General features: G+C 69.0%; 24 protein-coding genes. 20 read left to right on the top strand and 4 right to left on the bottom strand.

The genetic code is table 11. The annotated features are described in order from the left end of the window. The first annotated feature begins 43 nt into the window (after window positions 1-43). The 5 genes from DELCS14_RS04220 to DELCS14_RS04200 all read left to right on the top strand — a co-directional run bounded on the left by DELCS14_RS04220 (window position 44) and on the right by DELCS14_RS04200 (window position 4,228). A complete protein-coding gene (locus DELCS14_RS04220) occupies window positions 44-628 on the top strand; it encodes an RNA 2'-phosphotransferase (protein ID WP_013800594.1) in 585 nt (194 codons plus the stop codon). Continuing rightward, entirely contained in the window at window positions 606-1,217 is a 612-nt protein-coding gene (locus DELCS14_RS04215) for an HAD family hydrolase (RefSeq protein ID WP_013800593.1), read from the top strand. Before DELCS14_RS04220 ends, DELCS14_RS04215 begins: the two co-directional genes overlap by 23 nt. Before the next feature lie 28 nt (window positions 1,218-1,245). Beyond that, window positions 1,246-1,818, top strand: coding sequence for an NADAR family protein (locus tag DELCS14_RS04210; RefSeq protein ID WP_013800592.1), 573 nt, complete (start codon window positions 1,246-1,248; stop codon window positions 1,816-1,818). A 6-nt stretch (window positions 1,819-1,824) separates the two neighbouring features. After that, a complete protein-coding gene (locus DELCS14_RS04205) occupies window positions 1,825-2,793 on the top strand; it encodes an ADP-ribosylglycohydrolase family protein (protein ID WP_228676850.1) in 969 nt (322 codons plus the stop codon). Between the two features lie 343 nt (window positions 2,794-3,136). Then, window positions 3,137-4,228 carry a fimbrial protein gene (locus tag DELCS14_RS04200; RefSeq protein ID WP_228676849.1) on the top strand — a complete coding sequence of 364 codons (1,092 nt, stop codon included), beginning with the start codon at window positions 3,137-3,139 and terminating at the stop codon, window positions 4,226-4,228. A gap of 15 nt (window positions 4,229-4,243) precedes the next feature. Here DELCS14_RS04200 and DELCS14_RS04195 read toward each other — a convergent pair whose 3' ends face one another. Next, the gene (locus DELCS14_RS04195; RefSeq protein WP_013800589.1) at window positions 4,244-4,657 is read right to left on the bottom strand and encodes a lysozyme inhibitor LprI family protein; all 414 of its coding nucleotides are present in this window, start codon (window positions 4,655-4,657) and stop codon (window positions 4,244-4,246) included. 224 nt (window positions 4,658-4,881) lie between these two features. Between DELCS14_RS04195 and DELCS14_RS04190 the strand changes: the two genes are divergently transcribed. From DELCS14_RS04190 to metC, 10 genes are all read left to right on the top strand, one after another. After that, window positions 4,882-5,742, top strand: a complete 861-nt coding sequence (locus DELCS14_RS04190) for a transporter substrate-binding domain-containing protein (RefSeq protein ID WP_013800588.1) — start codon at window positions 4,882-4,884, stop codon at window positions 5,740-5,742. A 100-nt stretch (window positions 5,743-5,842) separates the two neighbouring features. Then, window positions 5,843-6,757: a transporter substrate-binding domain-containing protein gene (locus tag DELCS14_RS04185; protein ID WP_013800587.1), complete on the top strand. Its 915-nt coding sequence runs from the start codon at window positions 5,843-5,845 to the stop codon at window positions 6,755-6,757. Then, window positions 6,754-7,572, top strand: a complete 819-nt coding sequence (locus DELCS14_RS04180; protein ID WP_013800586.1) for a transporter substrate-binding domain-containing protein — start codon at window positions 6,754-6,756, stop codon at window positions 7,570-7,572. The genes DELCS14_RS04185 and DELCS14_RS04180 overlap by 4 nt, the downstream gene beginning before the upstream one ends. After that, window positions 7,569-9,110 carry an FAD-binding oxidoreductase gene (locus DELCS14_RS04175; protein WP_013800585.1) on the top strand — a complete coding sequence of 514 codons (1,542 nt, stop codon included), beginning with the start codon at window positions 7,569-7,571 and terminating at the stop codon, window positions 9,108-9,110. The genes DELCS14_RS04180 and DELCS14_RS04175 overlap by 4 nt, the downstream gene beginning before the upstream one ends. Beyond that, entirely contained in the window at window positions 9,107-10,378 is a 1,272-nt protein-coding gene (locus DELCS14_RS04170; protein ID WP_013800584.1) for an aminotransferase class I/II-fold pyridoxal phosphate-dependent enzyme, read from the top strand. Before DELCS14_RS04175 ends, DELCS14_RS04170 begins: the two co-directional genes overlap by 4 nt. Then, window positions 10,375-11,124, top strand: coding sequence for an amino acid ABC transporter permease (locus tag DELCS14_RS04165; protein WP_013800583.1), 750 nt, complete (start codon window positions 10,375-10,377; stop codon window positions 11,122-11,124). The genes DELCS14_RS04170 and DELCS14_RS04165 overlap by 4 nt, the downstream gene beginning before the upstream one ends. Further along, on the top strand, window positions 11,114-11,935 hold the full coding sequence (locus DELCS14_RS04160; protein WP_013800582.1) for an amino acid ABC transporter permease: 822 nt from the start codon (window positions 11,114-11,116) through the stop codon (window positions 11,933-11,935). The genes DELCS14_RS04165 and DELCS14_RS04160 overlap by 11 nt, the downstream gene beginning before the upstream one ends. After that, window positions 11,922-12,800, top strand: coding sequence for an amino acid ABC transporter ATP-binding protein (locus DELCS14_RS04155; protein WP_013800581.1), 879 nt, complete (start codon window positions 11,922-11,924; stop codon window positions 12,798-12,800). Before DELCS14_RS04160 ends, DELCS14_RS04155 begins: the two co-directional genes overlap by 14 nt. Before the next feature lie 25 nt (window positions 12,801-12,825). Further along, window positions 12,826-13,497 (top strand): cysteine dioxygenase family protein, encoded by a 672-nt coding sequence (locus DELCS14_RS04150; protein ID WP_013800580.1) that lies wholly within the window; start codon window positions 12,826-12,828, stop codon window positions 13,495-13,497. Beyond that, window positions 13,494-14,717 carry a cystathionine beta-lyase gene (gene metC, locus DELCS14_RS04145; RefSeq protein ID WP_013800579.1) on the top strand — a complete coding sequence of 408 codons (1,224 nt, stop codon included), beginning with the start codon at window positions 13,494-13,496 and terminating at the stop codon, window positions 14,715-14,717. The genes DELCS14_RS04150 and metC overlap by 4 nt, the downstream gene beginning before the upstream one ends. Before the next feature lie 767 nt (window positions 14,718-15,484). Here metC and DELCS14_RS04140 read toward each other — a convergent pair. Then, window positions 15,485-17,698: a rhodanese-like domain-containing protein gene (locus DELCS14_RS04140; protein WP_013800578.1), complete on the bottom strand. Its 2,214-nt coding sequence runs from the start codon at window positions 17,696-17,698 to the stop codon at window positions 15,485-15,487. Between the two features lie 234 nt (window positions 17,699-17,932). Here DELCS14_RS04140 and DELCS14_RS04135 point away from each other — a divergent pair, with 234 nt between their 5' ends. Beyond that, window positions 17,933-18,922 (top strand): tripartite tricarboxylate transporter substrate binding protein, encoded by a 990-nt coding sequence (locus DELCS14_RS04135; RefSeq protein WP_013800577.1) that lies wholly within the window; start codon window positions 17,933-17,935, stop codon window positions 18,920-18,922. A 15-nt stretch (window positions 18,923-18,937) separates the two neighbouring features. On the opposite strand, the gene DELCS14_RS04130 is transcribed toward DELCS14_RS04135, so the two are convergent. Continuing rightward, entirely contained in the window at window positions 18,938-19,354 is a 417-nt protein-coding gene (locus DELCS14_RS04130) for a tautomerase family protein (protein WP_013800576.1), read from the bottom strand. 64 nt (window positions 19,355-19,418) lie between these two features. Beyond that, entirely contained in the window at window positions 19,419-20,225 is an 807-nt protein-coding gene (locus DELCS14_RS04125) for an SDR family NAD(P)-dependent oxidoreductase (protein ID WP_013800575.1), read from the bottom strand. Between the two features lie 160 nt (window positions 20,226-20,385). On the opposite strand from DELCS14_RS04125, the gene DELCS14_RS04120 reads away from it, so the two are divergent. From DELCS14_RS04120 to DELCS14_RS04105, 4 genes are all read left to right on the top strand, one after another. Further along, a complete protein-coding gene (locus DELCS14_RS04120; protein ID WP_012207577.1) occupies window positions 20,386-20,913 on the top strand; it encodes a helix-turn-helix domain-containing protein in 528 nt (175 codons plus the stop codon). An 8-nt stretch (window positions 20,914-20,921) separates the two neighbouring features. Beyond that, window positions 20,922-21,725: an AraC family transcriptional regulator gene (locus DELCS14_RS04115; RefSeq protein ID WP_013800574.1), complete on the top strand. Its 804-nt coding sequence runs from the start codon at window positions 20,922-20,924 to the stop codon at window positions 21,723-21,725. Between the two features lie 93 nt (window positions 21,726-21,818). Further along, window positions 21,819-22,439: an AraC family transcriptional regulator gene (locus tag DELCS14_RS04110; protein ID WP_013800573.1), complete on the top strand. Its 621-nt coding sequence runs from the start codon at window positions 21,819-21,821 to the stop codon at window positions 22,437-22,439. A gap of 13 nt (window positions 22,440-22,452) precedes the next feature. Then, window positions 22,453-23,427, top strand: coding sequence for a DMT family transporter (locus DELCS14_RS04105; protein WP_013800572.1), 975 nt, complete (start codon window positions 22,453-22,455; stop codon window positions 23,425-23,427). Window positions 23,428-23,454: the final 27 nt, after the last annotated feature.

Raw genomic sequence — 23,454 nt, 5'->3', positions numbered from 1 at the left:
GACAATCATCAACACAACAAGAAAATCCATGGAAATGGACCGTATGAACAACAAGAACACACTGACATCGACCAGCAAATTCATGAGCCTGGTCCTGCGCCACAACCCCGGCCGCGCCGGACTCGCCCTCGACGCCCAGGGCTGGGTCTCCATAGACGCATTGCTGCGCGGCGCCCAGGCGGCCGGCCGCAACATCTCACCCGCACTGCTGATGGAGGTGGTGCGCAGTTGCCCCAAGCAGCGCTTTGCCATCAGCGCCGACGGCCTGCGCATCCGCGCCAGCCAGGGGCATTCCGTGCAGATCGACCTGGGCCTGCAGGCAAGCGTGCCGCCGCAGCGCCTCTACCATGGCACGGCCACGCGCTTTCTGGACTCCATCCTGCGCACCGGCCTGGACCGGCGCAACCGCCACCACGTGCACCTGACCGACAACCTGGCAACGGCCCGCTCCGTGGGCCAGCGCTATGGCCGGTTGGTGCTGCTGGAGATCGATGCGGCGCGCATGCATGCCGATGCCTGCCTGTTCTACCGCTCGGACAACGGCGTCTGGCTCACGGACAGCGTGGCACCGCACTACCTGCGCGTGCTGGCCGAAGAGGAACACGATGAAACCCATCATTGCCCTTGACGCCGATGGCGTGCTGCTGGACTACAACCGCGCCTATGCCGGTGCTTGGGAGCGCGCGTTCGGCCAGCGCCCCGCCGAGGCCGACCCCCATGCCTACTGGGCCATGGACCGCTGGGTCGTGCAGGCGCTGGACGGCGAGCGCCTGCAACAGTTCAGGGCCTGCATGGACGATGCCTTCTGGCGCAGCATTCCCGCGCTGGGCAATGCCTTGCAGGCCTGCCACGACCTGCAGGGCGCCGGCTACGAACTGGTCTGCGTGACGGCCCTGGCGGCGCGCTTCGAGCAGGCCCGCCTGGGCAACCTGCGCGACCTCGGCTTTCCCATCGACCGCGTGATCGCCACGGGCCGGACCACCGGCCTGCGCAGCCCCAAGGCAGACGCCCTGCAGCGGCTCGGCCCGGTCGCCTTCGTGGACGACTATCTGCCCTACCTCCGGGACATTGGCCCGGGCATTCACGCGGCCCTGGTGTGCCGTGGCCCGAACGGCACGCCCAACACCGGGCCGGACCTGGTCCACGCCCACTCGCAGCACGCAGACCTGATGGCCTTCAGCCAGTGGTGGCTGCAGCAAGCTCCATCGCATTCCTGAAACGGCACACACGGCAACGAGACAGCCCATGACTACGACAGACCACATCGCCTCCCTGCAAGACCTCCAGAACGCCATGGCCCAGGGCCTCACCCCGCGCTTCCTGCCGTTCTGGGGCCACCAGCCAGCGGCCGATGGCTCCATCGGCAAGACCTGCATGAGCCAGTGGTTCGAGGCGGGCTTCGAGGTCGATGGCCAGCAATACCCCACGGCCGAGCATTTCATGATGGCGGGCAAGGCACGGCTGTTTGGCGACGAGGCGGCGCACGCGGCCATCGTGCGCTGCCGCACGCCGGGCGAGGCCAAGAAGCTGGGGCGTGGCATCCAGGGCTTCGATGAAGCGGCCTGGGTGGCCGCGCGCATGGGCATCGTGGTGCGCGCCAACGAGGCCAAGTTCTCCCAGAATCCCGCCCTGGCCAGCTATCTGCTGAACACGGGCGACCGGGTTCTGGTGGAGGCCAGCCCCGTGGACGCCATCTGGGGCATTGGCCTGGCCGCCGACGATGTGCGCGCCACCGACCCCGCGCGCTGGCAGGGCCTGAACCTGCTGGGCTTTGCCCTCATGCAGGTGCGGGCGCGGCTGCGCAGCACCGCTCCCTGACCGACCATGAGCGCGAGCACAGACATGGCCATGGACACGCTGGACCGATACCGTGGCGCCCTGCTGGGCCTGGCCTGTGGCGACGCCGTGGGGACCACGCTGGAATTCCAGCCGCGCGGCAGCTTTGCGCCGCTGACCGACATGGTCGGCGGCGGCCCGTTCTCGCTGCCCGCAGGCAAGTGGACCGACGACACCTCCATGGCCCTGTGCCTGGCCGAAAGCCTGCTCCAGCGCGGCGGCTGCGACCCGCAGGACCAGATGGCGCGCTATGCCAACTGGTACGAATGGGGGTACTGGAGTTCCACCGGCAACTGCTTTGACATCGGCATGGCCACCAGGGCGGCCATCCAGCGCTTCCTGGCCACCGGCGATCCGCTGGCCGGGTCGCCCGACCCGGACCAGGCCGGCAACGGCTCCCTGATGCGGCTGGCGCCCGTGCCCATGTTCTTCGGCCCCGACGAGGACCTGGTGCAGCGCATGGCTGAACTCAGCTCACGCACCACCCACGCGGCACCTGAATGCCTGCAGGCCTGCCGCCTGTTTGCCGTGGCGCTGTGCCGGGCACTGCAGGGACTGCCCCGGTCGCAGGTTCTGGACCTGGACGGCGTTCTGCAAGACGGCGCCAGCCCGCGCCTGCGGGAGATTGCCCGTGGTGACTATCGCGACAAGCCGGCCGCACAGATACGCGGCAGCGGCTACGTGGTGGACAGCCTAGAGGCGGCCCTGTGGTGCTTTGCGAGGCATGACAGCTTTGAAGGCGCGGTACTGCAGGCCGCCAACCTGGGCGATGACGCCGACACCACGGCAGCCATCACGGGCCAGTTGGCCGGAGCCCTCCACGGCGCCAGCGGCATTGCGGACCGCTGGCTGGAACGCCTGCACCTGGCCCCTGAGATCACAGCCCTGGCCGATGCGCTCTGGCAAGCCGCCAGAGGTGCCAGGGACGCTTCTCCGACCGCTCCTCTCAGCAACTGAGCCGCCTGGCGCGCTCACGACAAGGCAGTCGCCGGGTCCGCGAGCGGACTGGACCTGGCTTGTCTGCACGACCTCCCACGCACCCGAGCTCCGTGACACGCAGGCCTTGCTCTTTACGAATGGCGTGCATGGGCGGCTTTTGACTGAGCCACGCTCCATTTTCAGAGCAGTCTGATTGCATCACCTCATATCTTCGGCGTAGAGTGCGAAATACTAAACAGGCCACCCATCGAATGATTCGATGCTTTCATTTCCAGCCCCTCATTATTCACTCAAAAGTTCAATAAAACTATTGCGTGATATTTTCGAGAATCATACTTCAGCAATGGAGCGAATCAGTATCATGCATTCTTCTTTCATTCCCTCATTTTTCTCGCAAGTACGCCGCCTTGCATTGATCGCCCTTCCATTTCTCATCGCCTTTTCAGCGGCAACGATGAACACCAATGCCTTTGCCGGGGGCGTATTCTCCCCCACCAGTTCCAGCATTTCACTGCCCGAGGAAATAACAGTACCCGGAAATTACTCCAACGGATCGACGCTATGGAAGTCTACGGCAACCGTATTTAATCTTCGAGCAGTGCTGAACACGGCATTCGAGTACGATGTTGCCAACGCCGTTGTAGCCGCCAATGTTCAATCCGGGACCAAGACGCCCGGATACAATAATGTCTACAGCACCAATATTCCCGGCATTGGAATCCGCTGGTGGGCCACATGGCGAGGCCCCAACGCTCCCAGTGGCAGAACCATGCCCATTACCACCGAATCAGAAAATAATTCGGGCGCACTGGGTTATTTCTGGAATGTCAGTTCACATCCCCAGGATGTCTGGATCGAGCTGGTGAAAACCGGCAACGTTTCCGCTGGCACGCTAACGGGCTCCGGGATGAACGTCGAGATGCGATTCCAGTGCCCCAGCTGCACCGCAGGAAACGTCAACCTGTCCGGCCGCACCAGGGTGGTGGTCGGTCCCTCCTGCTCGGTGGCCGCCTCGACCATCTCCGTACCCATGGGCGCTGTGCCCATCCTGCGTTTCACGGGCCTCCAGTCCACCTCCATCCCCCAGCACTTCGACATCACGCTGGAATGCAAGGGCGGCGCGCCCGAAAGCGTTCTGCGTCCCCACATCACGCTCACCGATGCCAATGACACCAGCAATCAGAGCACCGTCCTGACCTTGAGCCAGACCGCGCCAGACGGCAAGCCGGTTGCCACGGGAATAGGCATACAGATACTGAAGGATGGCACCGCTCTCGGATACGGCCCGGACTCCAACGTGCCTGGCAACACCAACCAATGGAGTGCGGGAACCATCGTCCAGGGCGTTGCCCAGTTCAAGATCCCGCTGACTGCCAAATACGTGCAGACCGCTGCGGCAGTCACGACGGGGCAGGCCAACGGCAGGGCCACCTTCACGCTGAACTACCAGTGAGCAGCGTCCCCGCCCTCAGGGCTTCTTGTCCAGCTGCATTTCCCAGGACTTGAGCTGCTTGGTGCGGGCGCGGGCGAAGTCGCTCCAGCAGTTGGCGCGCGCATCGTCCTTGGCAAAGCTGGCGGAATTGAATTCAGAGAGGAACTCACAGGCACTGCGTGCGTACTGCACCCAGTTCCTCTGCGCCACTTCCAGCTCTTCCGACGCCTGGGGCATGCGGGCCTTGAGCTTGAGCGACAGCGAGGCGTAGGCGGCCTTGACCATGGCCACGTTCTGCTCGTGCAGGCAGGCGCGCACCTCGGACATGTTGGTGGAGCTTTCCTCGCAATTGCCCGAGCTGGTGGGATTGGCGGCCCAGGCCACGGGGCTGGCGCACAGCAGGGCGGCGCAGGCGAGAGGGGCGAGTAGGGGCGCTAGGGCTTGGTGCATGGAAGAGGGCTCGCTGGGAGGTGCCGGTGGGCGCAGCACCCCGGCCGTCGCGATTACACCATCGACCCGCCCTGCCTCGGGCCCACATTTCCCTGGTGATCACCCTGATGCAGCGACGCAAAGTGCATAAACATGCTCCCAAAGCTTTGTTGCCGTGGGTCAAGGGCGGCCAGAAGATGCGGGCGTACGCATCTTTCGTTCGTCCCGACCGCCCCGCTCCCGCCATGCACACAAGCCCCACCCTGCGCCGCCAGTCCCGCGCCACCCTTTCCGCATCCCTGACCTTCATCGCCGCCGCGCTGGCCCTGGCCTGCACCCAGGCCCGGGCCGATGCCACGCTGGACAAGATCAAGCAGCGCGGCAAGGTCACCATTGGCGTGCTGGTCAATGGCGGGCCCTTCGGCTCCATCGACCCGTCCACCCAGCAGTTGGTGGGCTGGAACCCCGAGCTGGCACGCGCCCTGGCCAAGGGCCTGGGCGTGGAGGCCGAGCTGGTCCAGGTGCAGACCGCCACGCGCGTGCAGTTTCTGCAGGCCGGCAAGGTGGATCTGCTGATCGCCTCCATGGAGCTGAACCCCGATCGTGCCGAGACCCTGGGCTACGCGCCCACGCCCTTCTACCGCGTGGGCGGCATTGCCGCCGTGCGCAAGGGCAGCGGCATCGCCAGGTGGGAAGACCTGCGCGGCAAGCCCGTGTGCGTGTCCCAGGGCAGCAGCTTTGCCAAGCCGCTGGCCAGCGAGTACGGCGCCCAGGTGCATGGCTACAAGAGCTCGTCGGACTCGCTGCTGGCGCTCAAGGGCGGCAACTGCGTGGCCGCCGTGCATGACAGCACGCTGATCTACCCGCTGCTGCGCAGCAACCCCGAATGGGCGCAGTACTCGGCCCCCATCGCCGGCGAGGTGCTGCCCGCGCCTTCCGTGGTCTGGACCCGCAAGGGCGAGGCCGACACCATCGCCGCAGTGGACAAGGTGGTGCAGGACTGGCACCGCACGGGCTGGCTGATCGCCGCCGAAAAGCGCGTGGGCATCGAGCCGGCCAACCCGCTGCTGCCCGAGCTGCAGGCCAAGTTCAAGTCCGCCAGCTGACCGCCGACCGCCACGGCGGTCCACCCTGCTTTTTTTCGACCACCCAGGCCCAGGCCCCGCAAGACGGGGCCGGGCCTTCCGTTCCCTGATGGATTCACGCATGCCCCGCCTTCTTTCCCCCCTTGCCGCCGCCCTGGCCCTGCTGCTGGGCGCCGGTGCCGCCCACGCCGATGCCACGCTGGACAAGATCAAGCAACGCGGCAAGCTGTCCGTGGGCATTGATGGCGCCAGCCCGCCGTTCGGCGTGCTGGACCCCGCCACCGGCAAGACCGGCGGCTACCAGACCGAGCTGGCCGCCGACATCGCGCGCCGCCTGGGCGTGCCGCTGGAGACGGTTCCCGTGACGGCCTCCACGCGCGTGCAGTTCCTGCAAAGCGGCAAGGTGGACCTGTTGATCGCCAACATCCAATGGACGCAGGAGCGCAGCGAGATCCTCTCGTTCGCGCCCACGCCCTATGACCTGATCGGCGGCGGCGCCCTGGTGGCCAAGGCCAGCGGCATCAAGCGCTGGGAAGACCTGCGCGGCAAGGTGGCCTGCGTGTCGCAGGGCAGCAACTTCGCCAAGCCCCTGGCCGAGAGCTATGGCGCCGTGGTCAAGGGCCTGCGCGGCATTCCCGAGTCGCTGCTGGCGCTCAAGGGCGGCACCTGCGCGGCTTCGGTCCATATCCAGCCCGCGCTCTATGAAAAGCTCACCGGCCCGAATGCGGCCGAGTGGAAGGACTTCGAGCTGGGCACGCAGGACCAGTTGATTCCCTCGCCCACCGTGGTGTGGACGCGCCGCGGCGAGGCCGACACCCAGGCCTTCGTGGACAAGGCCATCCAGGACTGGCACCGCACGGGCTTTCTGCTCAAGGTGGCCCGCGCCAGCGGCGTGCCCGACACCTGGATCGCCGAGCGCCACGAACGCGCGCTGAAGGGCCAGTTCGACCGCGCGCCCTACGACTTCGCGGTGTATGCGGCAGCGCAGGCCGATGCGCAGGCAACCCAGGCCGCCGCCAAGGGAGCCAAGCCATGAAGCCAACTCGCACCGCACTGGCGGCCCTGCTCGCCCTCACGGCCCTGGCAGCCCATGCCGACGCCACGCTGGACCGCATCAAGCAGCGCGGCAAGATCGTGGTGGGGGTGATGCTTTCGGGGCCGCCGTTCGGCACCATCGACCCCGTCACGCAAAGGCACGTGGGCTACAACGTGCAGCTGTCCGAAGGCGTGGCCAAGGGCCTGGGCGTGGGGGTGGAGACCGTGCAGGTCCAGCCGTCCAACCGCGTGCAGTTCCTGCAGCAGGGCAAGGTGGACATCCTGATCGCCAACATGCAGTGGACGCAGGAGCGCAGCGAGATCCTGTCCTTCGTGCCCACACCGTTCGAGGAAGTCGGCGGCGCCGCCATCGCCAAGAAGGGCAGCGGCGTGCGCCAGTGGGACGACCTGCGCGGCAAGCCCGTGTGCGTGTCGCAGGGCAGCAATTTCACCAAGCCGCTGGCCGATCAATACGGCGCCCAGATCAAGGCCTTCCGGGGCCAGCCCGAGTCGCTGCTGGCCCTCAAGGGCGGCAACTGCGCGGCCGCCGTGCATGTCAGCCCCACGCTGCGCGAACTCGTGGCCAGCAATGCGGACTGGAAGGACTACGAGATCGTCTCGCCCGCGGACATCATTCCCTCGCCCTCGGTGATCTGGCTGCGCAAGGGCGAGTCCGACACGCAGACGGCCATCGACCGCATCGTGCAGGACTGGCACCGCACGGGCTGGCTGATCGAGGTGGAGCAGCGCAACGGCATGACGCCCACGCCGCTGCTGCACCAGCTGCACGACAAGTTCAGGAAGGCGCCCGCATGAGCACCCACACCCACACCAGCACCAACACCACCGGCCACATCACCGGCCCCGCCGACCTCATCACAGCGCTGCGCCACGCCCTGGGCGATGCCCATGTGCTCACGGGTGCCGATGCGGCCGGCTACCTGACCGACCAGCATGGCCGCCTCACGGGCCAGGCCCTGGCCGTGGCACGGCCCGCCGACACGGCCCAGGTGGCGCAGCTGGTGCGCCTGTGCCGCGCCCACCGCACGCCCATCGTGGCCCAGGGCGGCAACACCGGGCTGATGGGCGGCGCCACGCCCGACGCCTCGGGCCACGCCGTGCTGCTGTCGCTGGCGCGCCTGAACCGCGTGCGCGCCATCGACACCGACAACGACACCCTGACCGTGGAAGCCGGCGCCGTGCTGGCCCATGTGCAGCAGGCTGCGCGCGATGCGGACCGGCTGTTTCCCCTCAGCCTGGGCTCCGAGGGCAGCTGCACCATTGGCGGCAACCTGTCCACCAACGCGGGCGGCACCCAGGTGCTGCGCTACGGCAACGCGCGCGAGCTGGTGCTGGGCCTGGAAGTGGTGACGGCCGAGGGCGACATCTGGGACGGCCTGCGCGGGCTGCGCAAGGACAACACCGGCTATGCGCTGCGCGACCTGTACGTGGGCAGCGAAGGCACGCTGGGCATCATCACGGCGGCCACGCTGCGCCTGCATCCGCTGCCCCGCGCCCAGCACACGGCCCTGCTGGCCTTTGGCTGCATACGCGATGCGGTGGCCTTCCTCAGCCAGGCGCGTGCAGGCTTCGGCGCCAGCCTGACGGCGTTCGAGCTGATGTCGGACACGGCCCTGGGCCTGATAGCCCGCCATGTGCCCGAGCAGCCGATACCGCTGGCGCTCAAGGCGCCCTGGTTTGCGCTGATCGAGCTGTCCGACAGCGAGGGCGAGGACCATGCGCGCCAGCGCTTCGAGTGCGTGGTGGGCCAGGCCTTCGAGGACGGCCTGGTCACCGATGCCGCCATTGCCGAGAGCCTGCAGCAAAGCCAGGCCCTGTGGCGGCTGCGCGACCAGGCCCTGGGCGAGGCCCAGCGGCACGACGGCCGCAACATCAAGCACGACGTGTCGGTGCCCATCTCGCGCATCCCCGAATTTCTTGCGGCCACGGCCGCGCTGCTGCAGGCGCGATTTGGCGCCGTGCGGCCCGTGGCCTTCGGGCACCTGGGCGACGGCAACCTGCACTACAACGTGTCGCACGCGCCGGACAGCACGCCCGCGCAGCTGTTTGCCCAGGAAGACGCCATCCACGAGGTGGTGCACGACAGCGTGCACGCCCACGGCGGCTCCATCAGCGCCGAGCACGGCGTGGGCCAGACCAAGCGCGACCTGCTGCCCCGCTACAAGAGCGCCGTGGAGCTGCAGCTCATGCGGCGTCTCAAGCAGGCCTTCGACCCGCTGGGCCTGCTCAATCCCGGCAAGGTGCTGCAAGCCCTGCCGGACGATTTGCCGCACGACTTGCCGCAGGTTTCTCCAACGCCAGCCGCCGCATTCCAGGAAGGCCCCACGCCATGACCACGCCCTTTCCCCTTTCGCAGCGCGTGCAGCGCGTCAGGCTCTCGCCCAATGCCGCGGCCAGCGCGCGGGCCACGGCCCTGGCCCGCCAGGGCCGCGACATCATTGCGCTGACCACGGGCGAGCCCGATTTCGACACGCCCGAGCCCATCAAGCAGGCCGCCATCGCGGCCCTGGCCCGTGGCGAAACCAAGTACACGCCCACGCCCGGCACGGCCGCGCTGCGCCAGGCCATCAGCGCCAAGTACCGGCGCGAGAACGGGCTGGACTTCGACGCCGGGCAGATCATCGTCAGCAACGGCGGCAAGCAGGTGATCTACAACGCGCTGGCGGCCACGCTGGACGCGGGCGACGAGGTCCTCGTGCCCGCGCCGTACTGGCCTTCGTTTCCCGACATCGTGCGCGTGAACGACGGCACGCCGGTCATCGTGGACTGCGGCATTGAGCAGGGCTTCAAGCTCACGCCGGCCGCGCTGCAGGCCGCCATCACGCCGCGCACGCGCTGGCTGGTGCTGAACACGCCGGGCAACCCATCGGGCGCCGTCTACAGCCGCGAGGAACTGGCCGCCCTGGCCCAGGTGCTGCGCCTTCATCCGCAGGTGCTGGTGCTGCTGGACGAGCTGTACGAGCACATCTGGTTCACGCCCCAGGCCCCCGCGCACTGGCTGGCCGTGGCCCCCGACCTGCGCGAGCGCACGCTGCTGGTCAACGGCGTCTCCAAGACCTATGCGATGACTGGCTGGCGCATCGGCTGGGGCGCAGGCCCGGCCGCGCTGGTGCAGGCCATGGTGGTGATCCAGTCGCAGGCCTCGTCGGGCCCCAATTCCGTGGCCCAGGCCGCAGCCACGGCGGCGCTGCAGTCGCCCGACCAGAGCTTTGTGCAGCAGGCCCGCAACGCCTATGCGCGGCGCGCGCAACGGGTCACCCAGGCGCTGGCCCAGGTGCCGGGCCTGGCCCTGCTGCCGCCGGGCGGATCGTTCTTTGCCTTTGTGCACTGCGGCGCGCTGATAGGCCACCTGCGCCCGGACGGCCAGCCCATCGCCAGCGACACTGACCTGACCGAATGGCTGCTGGAGTCCGAAGGCGTGGCTGCCGTGGATGGCGGGGCCTACGGCCTGTCGCCGTATTTCCGCATCTCCACCGCCGCCAGCGACGAGGTGCTGGTCGAGGCCACGGCCCGCATCGCACGCGCCGTGGCCGCGCTGAAAGACCCCGCTGCGCAAGCGCAAGCGCATGCACAGCCGGCTGCCCTGGAGGCCGTGCCATGAACGACAGCCTGCTTGCCCAGGGCGTGCAAGCGCTCAAGGGCCTGGGCCTGAACTACGCCTTCGTGCTGGACGTGGCCGAGCGCCAGGCCTTTGTGCGCGGCATGTTCGTGACCGTGCAGCTGGCCCTGCTGACCATTGCCGGCAGCCTGGCGGCCGGCGTGGCGCTGGCGGCGGCCCTGACCTCGGGCCGCGCCTGGCTGGCACGGCCCGCGCGCGCCTTTGTGGAGGTCACGCGCAACACGCCCACGCTGGTGCAGCTGTACTGCGCCTTCCTGGTGCTCAACATGCTGATCACCCAGCAACTGCGCGACTGGGGCGCGGGCAACAACCCTCTCACGCCTTTTGTCTGGGTGGTGATCGTGGTCTCGCTGCACAAGGGCGTGTTCCATGCCGAGGCGCTGCGCGCCGGCATCGAGGCCGTACCCGCCACCACGCTGGAGGCGGCGCGCTCGCTGGGCTTTTCGCAGCGCCAGCTGCTGGTGCGCGTGCAGCTGCCGCTGGCCGTGCGCTTTGCCCTGCCCTCGCTGACCAACAACCTGGTGGACCTGGTGAAGATGACGGCCGTCGCCTCGGCCATCGCCGTGGGCGACGTGACCTACGAGTCCATCATGATCTGGTCGCAGCGCGACAACGTGCTGGAGCTGCTGCTGCTCATCCTGCTGTGGTTCGGCCTGCTGACCTGGCTGGTCAGCCTGGCGGGCCGCTGGCTGGAACAACACCTGAGGATGCCCGGCTATGGCCAATGAAGCCACCCTGAACACCGGCGCCGCGCCCCGCCCGCTGCCCGCCGCCCTGCTGCGCGCGGCGCGCAGCCCCTGGCTGATCGCAGGCGCCGCACTGCTGGCCCTGTGCGCCTGCTGGGCCGCCACGGACAGCGCCCCGCCCGCCTTCGTGCACCTGTGGAAATGGCTGCCCGCGCTGCTGCGCGGCCTCCTGGTCAACATCGAGATCAGCGTGCTGGCCGTGGCCATCGGCACCGTGGCCGGCCTGGTGCTGGGCGCCCTGTCGCTGTCGCCCACGCCGGCCGTGCGCACGGGCGTGCGCTGGTATGTGCAGCTGTTTCGCAATGCGCCCATCCTGGTGCTCATCTACTTCACCACCTATGTGTTCCCGTTCGAGCTGAAGCTGGTGGGCTGGACCTTTCCGTTCCCCGACTGGGTCAAGGTGGTGCTGGGCCTGGCCCTGCCCACCAGCGCCAACGTGGCCGAGATCTTCCGGGGCGCCATCCAGTCCATTCCCAGCGCGCAGTGGGAGGCGGCCCAGTCGCTGGCCTTTCGCCGCAGCGAGATCTTCCGCCTCATCGTGCTGCCGCAGTGCGTGCGCCGCATGCTGCCGCCGTGGATGAACCTCTACGCCAGCATCACCATGAGCACCTCGCTGGCCTCGCTGGTGGGCGTGCACGACGTGGTGGACACCGCCCAGATCGCCAGCAACACCGTGGCACGCACGGACTTCACCATCCTTGTGTATTTCACGCTGCTCGCGCTTTTCTTTGCCTATTGCTATCCCATCGCCCGGGCAACCCGGGCATTGGAGCGACGCCATGAACGCCACTGACTCCTTTCTCTCCCAACTCGCCACGGCCGATGCCCCCGCAGGCACGGCGCCCGCCCTGGTCCACCTGCAGGATGTGCACCTGTCCTTTGGCGACAACCAGGTGCTCAAGGGCATCGACGTGCAGGTGCGGCGCGGCGAAGCGGTGACCATCATCGGGCCCTCGGGTTCGGGCAAGTCCACCATCCTGCGCTGCATCACCGGCCTGCTGCGGCCCCAGCGCGGCGCCATCTCGGTGGCGGGCACGCGCGTGGATCAGCTGCGCACCGAGGCCGAGCTGATCGCCCTGCGCAAGCGCGTGGGCTTCGTCTTCCAGCAGTACAACCTGTTCCCCCATCTGTCGGTGCTGGAGAACCTGGTCATCGCCCCCACGCGCGTGGTCGGCCGCGACCGCGCCACGGCCGAGCGCGAGGCCCGCGCCCTGCTGCAGAAGGTGCGCCTGGACCACAAAGAATCCGCCTACCCCGGCGAGCTGTCCGGCGGCCAGCAGCAGCGCGTGGCCATTGCGCGCGCCCTGGCCATGCGGCCCGAGCTGATCCTGTTCGACGAAGTGACCTCGGCCCTGGACCCCGAGACCGTGGGCGAGGTGCTGACCGTGATCCGCGACCTGGTCAGGGACGGCATGACCTGCGTGCTGGTCACGCACGAAATGCGCTTTGCCGAAGAGGTCAGCGACCAGGTCTATTTCACCGAGGCCGGCCGCATCGTCGAGCACGGCCCGGCCGCCCAGATCTTCGGCAGCCCGCGCAGCGAGCGCACGCGCGAATTCCTGCAGCGCGCCCTGGGCGATGGTGCACGGTCCAGGCCTGCGCCAGCCGCCCCGGCCACAACGCCGCTGCCCTTCAACAGCCTGCGCTTTGCCCTTTGATCCCCCACCTCCAGGAGCACATCCCATGACCGCAGAAACAACGACTGAAACCCCGGCCGGCACAGGCGCAGATACAGGCACCCATACAGACGCCACCACCCGGCGCCGCCAGGCCGTGGACGCCGCCCTGGTCGACGTGCGCCAGCTGCTGCAGGCCGGCGCGCCCGACCGCAGCACCCTGTCGGCCATCACCGCACGCCTGGAGCAGCTGGCCGCGCACAAGGCCTTGTTCAGCCGCGCGGACTTTCCCCCGCCCGCGCAGACCGAAGGCGTGGGCGCCTCCACGCGCTACCGCCTCAACCCGGCCGATGGCGATGCGGGCCTGGCCCTGTACCTGAACTCCATCAACCCCGGCAAGACCACGGCGCCGCACAACCACACGACCTGGGCCGTGATCGTTGCCGTCGAAGGCCAGGAGCTCAACCGCCTCTACGAGCGCACGGACGACCGCAGCAACCCCGCACGCGCCAGCATCCACCTGGCGCGCGAATTCACCGTGCAGCCCGGCGCCTCCATCGCCTTCCTGCCCGATGACATCCACAGCATTGCCGTCGTGGGCGAGCAGCCCACGCTGCACTTCCACCTCTACGGCCAGCCGCTGGAAACCCTGAGCGGCCGCGTGGCCATCGACCCCGACACCGGCGAAGTCAAGAACTACAACGCCGCCTACTTCCGTCCCAGCGAGGCCGTGGCATGAGCATCCCCCAAGACAAGCAACGGCCCCTGGGCCCGTCGACCCGCTTGCTGCACGCAGGCACGCCGCCGCTGCAGGGCGGCTCCGGCCCCGTCAACGTGCCCGTGGTGCGCACCAGCACCGTGCGCTTTGCCGACAGCGCCGCCTACGCCGACCTGCACCACCGCCGCGAGGCCGGCGAGCGCGTGGCCTCCTACGGCCGCCACGGCCTGGACACGCACCGCGCGCTGGAAGACGCCGTGGTCGCGCTGGAGGGCGGGCACCGCGCCTTTCTCACGCCCTCGGGCCTGTCCGCCATCACCCTGGTGCTCATCGCCCTGCTCTCGCCCGGCGACCATGCCCTGGTGGCCGACAGCGTCTACTCCCCCGTGCGCCGCGTGGACGCCACCTTGCTGCAGCGCCTGGGCATCACGCTGGAGTACTTCTCGCCCTCGCGCGACGATCTGGCCGGCAAGATCCGCCCCAACACCCGCCTGGTCTACCTGGAATCGCCCAGCTCCCTGCTCTACGAGGTGCTGGACCTGCCCGCCCTGGCCGCCGTGGCGCGCCAGCACGGCATTGCCGTGGCCACCGACAACACCTGGAGCGGTGGCTGGTTCTACCAGCCCCTGAAGCACGGCGCCAACCTCTCCATCCAGGCCGCGACCAAGTACATCGCCGGCCACTCCGACGTGATGCAGGGCATCGTCATCACCGACGGCCCCGCGCTGTCGAAGAAGATATCCACCGCCTACGAGGCCCTGGGCCTGACCATAGGCGCCGACGACGCCTACCTGGCACTGCGCGGCCTGCGCACCCTGCCCGTGCGCCTGGCCCAGCACCAGCGCCACGCCACCGAAATCGCCCAGTGGCTGGAGCAGCAGCCCCAGGTCGGCCGCGTCTTCTACCCGGCCCTGCCCTCCGATCCCGGCCATGCGCTGTGGAAGCGGGACTTCAGCGGGGCCAGCGGGCTGGTGTCATTCGCGTTTGCCGAAGGGGTGGACGCCGGTGCCGGCGCCGTGTTCGTTGACTCGTTGCGGCAGTTTGCGCAGGGGGCTTCCTGGGGCGGGTATGAGAGCCTGGCGCTGGTGGCGCAGCCTGAGCGGTTGCGGGAGCACAGTGTGTGGACGGGGACTGCGCCTGTGGTGCGGCTGCATGTGGGGCTGGAGGATCCTTTGGATCTGATTGCGGATTTGGAGAGGGGGTTTGGGGGGGTGGTGGAGCGGTTCAGGCTGGCTGCCTGAGATTTTTTGGGCGCTGCTGCGTTTGCTGCGTTTGCTGCGTGTTGCTGCGTTTGCTGGTTCTGGCCCTGCCGGGGGGTTTCTTTTCGAGGCCGGGTCTCGGCCCGGCGGCCGACCTACTTTCCTTTGTTTCGCCAAAGGAAAGTAGGCAAAGCAAAGGCGACCCGAATGTCCGCGACCCTCCGCTTCGCTGCGGGCAACCTGCGTCGTGGCGGTTGCGGGGTTCGCTGCGGAACTCGCTTTGCGCTTCGCGCGCCGCTCAGACAACCGCAGCGAGTCAGATGACGAAGCAGTCCTGTCCTTCGGCAGGACTGCAACCCCGCAACCACCACGCCGCAGGCGCTGACATACGGGGGAGTTTTTTCGGGCCGTCGCTTCGCTCGGCCCCTGGTTTGAAGCCGAACGCAGTGATGGCGCCGGCTGTTGGCTGTTGGCTGTTGGCTATCCCCCAGCCTCCCCCCTTCTGCCCACGCCTGCGTTGGGCGGGATGCGGGGTGGCAGCCCTGCCGAAGGACAGGGCTGCTTCGTCATCTGACTTGCCGCAGTTGTTTGAGCGAAGCGCGCCAGCGCGCAGCGAGTTCTGCGGCACACCCCGCATCCCGCCCAACGCAGGTCGCCCGCAGCGAAGCGAAGGGTCGTGGGCAGTTTGGGGCGCGCTTCTTTGCCTACTTTCTTATCGCGCGATAAGAAAGTAGGTCGGCCGCCGGGCCGAAACCCGGCCCCCAAAAACAACCACCCGGCAGGGGCCAAAAGCAGACCAGCAGCCAGACTCAAACAGCAGCCAGCAGCCGAATCCCAGAAGCCCACCCATCCCGCTCCAACTGCCCCACCAACCCCAACTCCCAATCCAGATAAGCCCGAAACCCCGCATCCCTCAACCCCAGATCCCGATGCGCATAAGGGCTGTACCACTGATCATCATCCCCCGTCAGCACATCAGCATCACCTTGCCCCAATGGCAACCCCGCAGCGGCCCAGGCGGAAGTCCCGCCCACCACGGAGCGCACATCGCGCCCCGTGCGCGCCGCCAGTTCGGCCGCCACTCCACGGGCCAGCACGCCGTCCGGCGAGGTCAGCACCACGACCTGGGCCGGCGGCAGGGCCTGCACGAAGGAGGGCAGACGATCAGGCACGGCAAAGCGCGCACCGGCGATGTGCTGCTTCTCGAAGGCGGGCCGGCTGTCCACGTCGAAGACGATGGCCCGGCCTTCACCCAGCAGTTCCTGCGCCTGCTGCACGGACAGCTGGGGCGCAGGCGCGTGGGAGGCGAGCACGCGCACGGGTTCGGCGCCGACCTCCAGGGTGGCCAGCGTGGGCGGAACGTAGGTGAAGACTTCCCAGCCCAGCTGGGCCAGCCAGGCGCCGGTGGTGAGGGCGCGCACGCCGTCCCAGTCGGCCAGCACGATGCGTGCGCCGCGCGTGGCCGCGTACTCGTCGGTGGCCTGCACGAGTTGGCCGCCCGGCGCCCAGCGCCAGCCAGGCAGGTGGCCGGCCTGGTATTCCTCGCGGGTGCGCACGTCGAAGCGGTAGAGCGTGCGTTCGGTGGCTTCGGACTCGAAGCGGGCCAGTTCGGCCGCATCAATGGATTGCACGCCTGCGCGCTGTGCCACGCTGGCTGCGCGTTCGCGTGCCGTGGCCAGGGCGACGGCGCCGGGCTCGGGCAGCGGGGTGCGGCGGCCATGGGCCAGCCTGCGGCCGGTGAGCAGCCAGTCCATGGTGCCGTTGCGCAGCGAGACGACCTGGTTGGGGATGCCGGCGTCGATCAGGGTCTGAGCGCCCACGATGGAGCGCGTGCGGCCCGCGCAGTTGACGACGACCAGGGTTTGCGGGTCCGGGGCGATTTCGCCGATGCGGTAGACCAGTTCGGCCCCCGGCACGCTCAGGGCAAAGGGCAGGCTGAAGGCCGCGAATTCCTCGGGCGTGCGGCTGTCGACGACGACGATGTTGTCGCCGCGCTGCACGCGCGCGCCCAGCTCGTCCGAGGTGATCCAGGGCGTGTGCTTTTCATGCTCGATGACTTCGCCGAAGGCCTTGCTGGGCACGTTGGTGCCGCTGAAGATTTCCAGCCCTTCGGCCGCCCAGCCTTCGGTGCCGCCTTCCAGCACGGAGACGTTGGGCCAGCCCAGGCGCACGAGCTTGGCGGCGGCTTCATGGGCCAGCGTGCCGTCGCCATCCACCAGCACGATGCGCGTGCCGCGGCGCGGCACCAGGCGGTCGATGAGCTGCTCCAGCCGCCAGGCCGGGGCCGGCGCCGCGAACAGGATGTGGCGGTGTGCGAAGACACCGGCCTCGCGCACGTCGAGCACGGCGATTTCCTCGCCATCGGCCAGGGCCTGCCGAAGAGCGGCCGGTGTGACCAGCGCATGGCGAATGGACTTGGGCGGGCCGAAGGTGCGGAAGCTGCCGCCTTCCAGGCTCTCGAAGACCACGCGCTCGGGCATGCGCTCCAGGCCGCGCCCGTAGAAGTGCAGGTGCAGGCCGGGTTCCTCGCCGATCAGCTCGATGGTGTGCACGTCGGTGGGCGTGAGCACCACCGAGGTTCCGCTGCCCACATCGACGCTGCGGCCCACCGCCAGGGTGTCGCGCAGCGGGTCGTCGGTCTTGCCGCGTGTGAAGAATACGTTGCGCTCCACGCCTTCGACGCCCGCGATGATGGCCCAGGTGGTGTGGTCATGCGGCGGCTGGGACTTGCCCGGCAGGCCGGTGGACAGGTACAGCGCATAGCGCCCGCCCAGGTCTTCGCCCAGCCGGTAGACCTGGGCCGGGTTGCTGGCCGAGACAGGAAAGTGCGCGTGCGGGAACAGTTCGCGCTGCAGGCCCAGCGCCTCCAGCTCGCGGGCCACGGCCTGCAGTTGCTCGGGCGTGGCCCGCTCGGGATCGGGGAGCAGGCGCCGGGCAGTGGCGATGAAGCCGGTGATGGCGGCTGCGCGGCGGCTGGCCACGTCGCTGCCGCTGAAGTCGATGGAGAGATGGGTCTGTGTCATGGGAGTGCCTGGGAGGACGTTCGCGGGAGGACACGAAGTTAGGCCTCTCCCGCCCCGGCGCCAACGACGCATTGCAGATATGGATATGAGCTTTGGGCACTGCGCGCGCATGCGTGGCGCAAGCGTGACGTACGTTGTGCGGCAGCCGCATATGCATAGCCGCAATGCTTAGTTCACGCCGCGCCAGGAGCCTCCCAGACTGCGGGCATCGACTCTCTGCACTCCGGCACTCCCATGATCCGCACCCCGTCTGCGCTGCGCGCACTGCTGCTTCCCCTGTTCTCCGCCCTGGCCCTGCACGCGCCTGCGGCCCTGGCCTCGGCCGACAGCTTTCCGAACAAGCCGGTGCGCATCATCGTGCCCGTGGCGCCCGGGGGCAGCGCCGACAAGCTCACGCGCACGCTGGCCGACAAGCTGGCCGCGCTGTGGGGCCAGTCGGTGGTGGTGGAGAACGTGGCCGGGGCCAGCGGCACCATCGGTGCGGCCAAGGTGGCCAAGGCCGCGCCCGACGGCTACACCCTGCTGCAGCAGGGCGAGGGCCTCACGCTCAACGGCCTGCTGTTCGCCCAGCTGCCCTACGACACGCAAAAGGCCTTCACGCCCATCATCAAAGCCGTGGTCAATCCGCAGGTGCTGGTGGTCAACCCCGGCACGGGCCTGAACACGCTGGGCGACTACCTGGCGCGCGCCAAGGCCAAGCCGCAGAGCATCAGCCTGGGCCTGCCCGGCAATGGCGGCATTGCCCATGTGGCGCATGAAATCCTCACGCAGGAGACGGGCGCCAAGGTCAACTACATCCCCTACCCGGGCGGTGGCCCGGCCTCGCTGGACGTGCTGGGCGGCCATACCGACGCCACGCTGATCACGCTGGCCGCCGTGACCGAGTACGTGCGCGCCGGCAAGCTGCGCGCCCTGGCCGTGACCACGCCCTACCGCTCCGACGCCCTGCCCCAGGTACCCACCATGGCCGAGGCCGGCGTGCCCGGCTTCTCGGTGGAAAGCTGGCAGGGCTACTTCGCGCCAGCCGGCACGCCCGCGCCCATCGTCGCCAAGATCAACCGCGACCTGCAGACCGTGCTGCAGGCCCCCGATGTGCGCGCCCAGCTGGAGCACATGGGCTTCAAGGTGGCGGGCGGCTCCCCGGCCGACCTGGGCCAGAGCCTGCAAAGCGAGCGCCCGCGCTACGCCCGGGCGATCCAGTCGGCGGGGCTGTCGCTGCGCTGAGATGCAGGCAGGTCCTCAGAGGGGAGAGGGCCGATTGTCCAGGCGCCATTTCTCCCCCTCGGGCGTGCCCGGCACGGGCGGGCGCAGGCCCTGGATGCTCCACAGGCTGAAGGGCGTCTCGTCCACATGCATCTCCCAGCGCAGGCCCCGGTCGGCGATGAAGGGGGACAGCTGCCGCCGCACGCCTTCGAGGAACCGTGTCTTGGTCTCCTCGTCGCGGATCTGCCGCGCGATGTGGTCCACGGAGATGCGCACGAAATCATCCGCAGGCTCGCCGCCGATGAAGAACGAAGTGCGCGCGACGGCCTCGAACACCACGCCCACGTAAAAGCGCGGCAGGTCGCCGTAGACGGCCGTGATGCGCTGGGCGATGGCCTGTTTGTCTTCATCGCTGAAGGCGTTTTCGGGGTGGTAGATCTTCCACAGGGGCATGGCTTTCTCCGGGTGCAAAAAAGAAAAGGTTTCGGGAAATCCGGGGTGGCGACGCGGCGGGCCGTCAGGCGGGCTGGCCTGCATCCGCGCCCTGGTAGCGCGCTGCCGGCACGCCGCTGAGCGTCAGCGCCTTGACGAGATTGGCGCGCGATTGGTCAAAGTCCAGCCAGGCGGTCGTGCTGCCCAGCGTGGGAAAGCAGATGGCCTCGCCCTGGTCGAGTGCGACCAGGGCCGTATCCACCAAGGCCTCGGGCGACATGAACAGGTGCTCGGGAAACGGCGCGGGCTTGCCGCCGAAGAATTCGGAGTGCACAAGGCTGGGCATCACCGCCTGCACCATGACGCCGCTGGAAGCGAGCTCGGCCTGCAGCGAGCGCGTGAAGTTCAGCACATAGGCCTTGGAGGCGCCGTAGCTGGAGGCGCCCGGCACCGGCATCACGGCCAGGATGGAGCCGATGTTGATCAGCGTGCCCCGGCCGCGCGTGGCGAACAGCCGCGCCGCCGCCAGCGACAGCCGCGTCAGCGCATGGATGTTGACCATGACCATGCGATCGACCTCGCCTGCATCCACCTGGGCGGCCGGGCCCAGGGCGCCCAGGCCGGCGCAGTTCACCAGCATGCGGATGTCACGCTCGCCCGACAGCAGCGCCGCCACGCGCTGCAGGCCGGCGGCGTCGGCCAGGTCGGCGGCCACCACCTCGACCTCGCGGCCATGCGCGCTGCGCAGGCGCTGCGCCAGCGCCTGCAGCCGGTCCTCGCGGCGGGCCACCAGGATCAGGGAATGGCCCCTGGCGGCCAGGCGGTCTGCGTAGACGGCGCCAATGCCGGATGAGGCGCCAGTGACGATGGCGGTGCCTTGATGCGTGCTCATGAAGGAAGTCCTTGCTTGAAAAGCCGTGGTTGATAGTGGCTCCAAATATAAACTCCAATCATTAGAGTTACAAGCACGCAATCCACCTTTGCGGGCCGGGCTTGCGTTTTGCTGAGACACTCCAGGCCTGCGACAACCGCGAACACACAAGGGAAACCCCATGCGATCCAAGAGCTTCGAGGGCATGGCCTGCTCGATCGCCACCGCGCTGGAGGCCGTAGGCGACCGCTGGGCCATGCTGGTGCTGCGCGACCTGATGCTGGGCCTGAGCCGCTATGACGACCTGAGAAAGTCCACGGACATCACCAATGCCACGCTGACCGACCGCCTGCGCCAGCTGGAGCAGACCGGCCTGGTCGAGCGCCGCCTCTACCAAAGCGGCCCGGACCGCTACGAGTACCTGCTCACGCCCAAGGGCCGCGACCTGTCCCTGGTGATCCAGGCGCTGGCCCAGGTCGGCGACCGGTGGCGCCTGCAGCAGCAGGCCCAGCCGCCCATGCGCTTTGTGCGTGCGCAGTCAGGCACGCCCCTGCGGCTGGCGCTGGTGGAGGAGGAATCGGGCCAGAGCGTGCCCTTTTCCGAGCTGCGCGTGGAGGCCGGCCCCGGCGCGGACGACCTGACGCGCTGGCGGCTGTCCAAGCTGGCCGCGCAGGCCAGGACGCCGGCAGCGGCCCCCGGCGCGGATTGAGACCGGCCATGGCCGCGCCCATACCCGGCAAGCGCCCGCAACGCGCCCTGACCTACCGCCGCCACTGCGCGCTGGGCGGCGTGGAAATCCTCAGCGGCCATGCCGTTCAGCACCGGTATCCGCGCCACTTCCACGACACCATGGGCATTGCCGTCATCCACGGCGGGCGCGAGCTGTGCTGGAGCCGGGGCGCCGAGCGCGAGTTCACGGGGGGCGATATCGCGCTGTTCAACGCCGGCGAGATCCACGACGGGCGCCCGGGCGGCGAGCAGGGCTGGACCTACGACATGCTGCATGTCGAGCCCGCCCGCATGCACGCGCTGCTGGGCGTGCGCGATGGCTGGTTCGACGCCGTCAGCCTGCGCGACCCGCAGACCCGGGCCTGCGCCCGGCAGTTGCTGCAAGGCCCGCAGGACGGCCTGGCCGCCGACGAGGCCCTGCTGGCGCTGCTGCGCCGCGTGGTGCACAGCCCCGGCCGGCCGCATGCGCCCGATGGCGCCAGCGCGGCACTGCTGCGCGAGTTCATCGACGCCCATGCGGACCAGGAGCTGGGCGCCGCGCGGCTGGCCGCCGTCTGCGGGCTCAGTCCCGAGCACGCCATCCGCAGCTTCAGCCGCCGCTACGGCATCACGCCCCATGCCTACCACCAGGCCCGCCGCGCCGAAAGCGCCCGCAGCCTGCTGCGCGGCACGCTGGCGCTGAGCGAGGTGGCACTGTCGCTGGGCTTCTACGACCAGAGCCATTTCTCCAACTGGTTCCGCCGCGCGCATGGCGTGGCGCCTTCGCAGTACCGCCAGGCCATTCGGCCCTGAGCGGCCTTGAGCGGCCCGGCCTGATCAATTCCGTCCAAGACCGCGCGCTGCGGCCTGCCTAAGCTGCCACTCCTCGACAGACAGGAGTGGTGGATGAAGACCCGGACCGTTGGATTTTTCGTCTTTGATGGCGTGGTGCTGCTGGAGTTTGCAGGGCCGCTGCAGGTGTTCGACGTGGCCGCGCGCGTGGCGGTGCGGCGCGGGCTGGCGGCCTCGCCCCCGTTTCAGCCCGTGGTGATCAGCCGCAGCGGCGCCGCCGTGCGCACGCGCGAAGGCGTGGGCATACAGGCGCAGGCCAGCCTGCAGGACCATCCCCCGCTGGACCTGGTGATCGTGGCCGGCGGCGCGCTGCAGGCCGAACTGGCCGCACCCGAGGTCGCCGCCTGGCTGCGGCAGGTGGCCGGCAGCAGCGAGGTGACGGGCTCCGTCTGCGTGGGCTCCTTCCTGCTGGGGCGGGCGGGGCTCCTGGACCAGCGCGAGGCCACCACGCACTTCGAGGACACGGAAGACCTGCGCGCCATTGCGCCGGCTGCCCGCGTGAGCGCCGACAGGCTGTGGATCGATGAGGGCGCCATCGTCACCTCGGGCGGGTTTGCGGCGGGCATCGACATGGCCCTGCACCTGGTGGAGCGCCTGCTGGGCGCGGAGATCGCGGCCGAGACGGCGCGCCAGCTCGAATACCGGCGGCGCGATGCCGCCGACCGGCAAGCGTGACGGGGCCAGGCGCATGAACGGAAAGACAAGCTACCTGGCGCTGCTGGCCGTGGGCGGGCTGATCCTGAGCCTGTCCGGCGTGGCCGTGGCTTTCAGCAGCATGGGCACCAGCGCCATGGGCTTTTACCGCATGCTGCTGGGTGGCCTGGGGCTGGCCGGCTTTGCCCTGTGGCGGGGCCTGCGCTGGCGCATGACGCGCCAGGCCCTGCTGTACGCCTGCCTGGCCGGCGCCGCGCTGGCGCTGGACCTGTACTGGTGGCACAAGAGCATACGCATGGTGGGGCCGGGCCTGGGCGCCATCCTGACCAACTGCCAGTCGTTCTTTCTGGCGGGGCTGGCCTGGGCGGTGTTCCGCGAGCGGATCACGGTCGTCTACTTCGTGGCGCTGGTGCTGGCGGCCACCGGCATCCTCATGGTGTCGGGTGCGGGCCTGCCCGTGGCCTCAGGCCCGGATTCGGCGTCCGAGCACTGGCTGGGCGTGGCCCTGGGCCTGGCATCGGCTGCGGCCTATGCGCTGTGCGTGGTCTTCATCAAGAAGGGGCAGACCCCGCCGCACGCCACGCATCCGGCCGTCAACATGGCCGTGCTGTGTGCCGCCGCCGCGCCCTGCCTGCTGGCGGCCGCGTGGCTGGAGGGCGAGTCGCTGGCCATTGCCAGTGCGGCCGATTTCGGCACGCTGCTGCTGTATGGCCTGCTGGTGCAGGGCGTGGCCTGGCTCATGGTGAGCACGGCCGTGCCGCATGTGAAGGCCTCGCTGGCCGGCCTCATCCTGCTGGCCGAACCCATAGGCACCTATGCCATCGACGTGCTGTTCTTCACCGCCCGGCCCACGCCGATGGCGCTGGCCGGCATGGCGCTGACGCTGGCGGCCATCTATGCGGGATCGACCTATGGGGGCGCGCCCTCTGGCGGGGCGCCCTCTGGCGGCGCGCCCTCCGGCGGAGCGCCCGCAAGGCGCATGGCGAAGGCGCAAGGCTCCGGCCACTGACCACGGCGGTCAGTGGCCGGCCCGCTC

This window comes from Delftia sp. Cs1-4 (assembly GCF_000214395.1).
GTDB classification, from domain to species: domain Bacteria; phylum Pseudomonadota; class Gammaproteobacteria; order Burkholderiales; family Burkholderiaceae_C; genus Comamonas; species Comamonas acidovorans.
Note: the sequence above shows the minus strand (reverse complement) of the source record. Positions and strands in the feature narration are given on the sequence as shown.

What these genes read in the sequence shown, in the direction of transcription:
- metC (WP_013800579.1), top strand. Translation starts at nt 13,494, where the DNA reads ATGAGCATCCCCCAAGACAAGCAACGGCCCCTGGGCCCGTCGACCCGC.
- DELCS14_RS04185 (WP_013800587.1), top strand. Translation starts at nt 5,843, where the DNA reads ATGCCCCGCCTTCTTTCCCCCCTTGCCGCCGCCCTGGCCCTGCTGCTG.
- DELCS14_RS04205 (WP_228676850.1), top strand. Translation starts at nt 1,825, where the DNA reads ATGAGCGCGAGCACAGACATGGCCATGGACACGCTGGACCGATACCGT.
- DELCS14_RS04115 (WP_013800574.1), top strand. Translation starts at nt 20,922, where the DNA reads ATGGCCGCGCCCATACCCGGCAAGCGCCCGCAACGCGCCCTGACCTAC.
- DELCS14_RS04220 (WP_013800594.1), top strand. Translation starts at nt 44, where the DNA reads ATGAACAACAAGAACACACTGACATCGACCAGCAAATTCATGAGCCTG.
- DELCS14_RS04165 (WP_013800583.1), top strand. Translation starts at nt 10,375, where the DNA reads ATGAACGACAGCCTGCTTGCCCAGGGCGTGCAAGCGCTCAAGGGCCTG.
- DELCS14_RS04160 (WP_013800582.1), top strand. Translation starts at nt 11,114, where the DNA reads ATGGCCAATGAAGCCACCCTGAACACCGGCGCCGCGCCCCGCCCGCTG.
- DELCS14_RS04200 (WP_228676849.1), top strand. Translation starts at nt 3,137, where the DNA reads ATGCATTCTTCTTTCATTCCCTCATTTTTCTCGCAAGTACGCCGCCTT.
- DELCS14_RS04155 (WP_013800581.1), top strand. Translation starts at nt 11,922, where the DNA reads ATGAACGCCACTGACTCCTTTCTCTCCCAACTCGCCACGGCCGATGCC.
- DELCS14_RS04215 (WP_013800593.1), top strand. Translation starts at nt 606, where the DNA reads ATGAAACCCATCATTGCCCTTGACGCCGATGGCGTGCTGCTGGACTAC.
- DELCS14_RS04120 (WP_012207577.1), top strand. Translation starts at nt 20,386, where the DNA reads ATGCGATCCAAGAGCTTCGAGGGCATGGCCTGCTCGATCGCCACCGCG.
- DELCS14_RS04125 (WP_013800575.1), bottom strand. Translation starts at nt 20,225, where the DNA reads ATGAGCACGCATCAAGGCACCGCCATCGTCACTGGCGCCTCATCCGGC.
- DELCS14_RS04130 (WP_013800576.1), bottom strand. Translation starts at nt 19,354, where the DNA reads ATGCCCCTGTGGAAGATCTACCACCCCGAAAACGCCTTCAGCGATGAA.
- DELCS14_RS04135 (WP_013800577.1), top strand. Translation starts at nt 17,933, where the DNA reads ATGATCCGCACCCCGTCTGCGCTGCGCGCACTGCTGCTTCCCCTGTTC.
- DELCS14_RS04190 (WP_013800588.1), top strand. Translation starts at nt 4,882, where the DNA reads ATGCACACAAGCCCCACCCTGCGCCGCCAGTCCCGCGCCACCCTTTCC.
- DELCS14_RS04150 (WP_013800580.1), top strand. Translation starts at nt 12,826, where the DNA reads ATGACCGCAGAAACAACGACTGAAACCCCGGCCGGCACAGGCGCAGAT.
- DELCS14_RS04175 (WP_013800585.1), top strand. Translation starts at nt 7,569, where the DNA reads ATGAGCACCCACACCCACACCAGCACCAACACCACCGGCCACATCACC.
- DELCS14_RS04140 (WP_013800578.1), bottom strand. Translation starts at nt 17,698, where the DNA reads ATGACACAGACCCATCTCTCCATCGACTTCAGCGGCAGCGACGTGGCC.
- DELCS14_RS04170 (WP_013800584.1), top strand. Translation starts at nt 9,107, where the DNA reads ATGACCACGCCCTTTCCCCTTTCGCAGCGCGTGCAGCGCGTCAGGCTC.
- DELCS14_RS04180 (WP_013800586.1), top strand. Translation starts at nt 6,754, where the DNA reads ATGAAGCCAACTCGCACCGCACTGGCGGCCCTGCTCGCCCTCACGGCC.
- DELCS14_RS04195 (WP_013800589.1), bottom strand. Translation starts at nt 4,657, where the DNA reads ATGCACCAAGCCCTAGCGCCCCTACTCGCCCCTCTCGCCTGCGCCGCC.
- DELCS14_RS04110 (WP_013800573.1), top strand. Translation starts at nt 21,819, where the DNA reads ATGAAGACCCGGACCGTTGGATTTTTCGTCTTTGATGGCGTGGTGCTG.
- DELCS14_RS04105 (WP_013800572.1), top strand. Translation starts at nt 22,453, where the DNA reads ATGAACGGAAAGACAAGCTACCTGGCGCTGCTGGCCGTGGGCGGGCTG.
- DELCS14_RS04210 (WP_013800592.1), top strand. Translation starts at nt 1,246, where the DNA reads ATGACTACGACAGACCACATCGCCTCCCTGCAAGACCTCCAGAACGCC.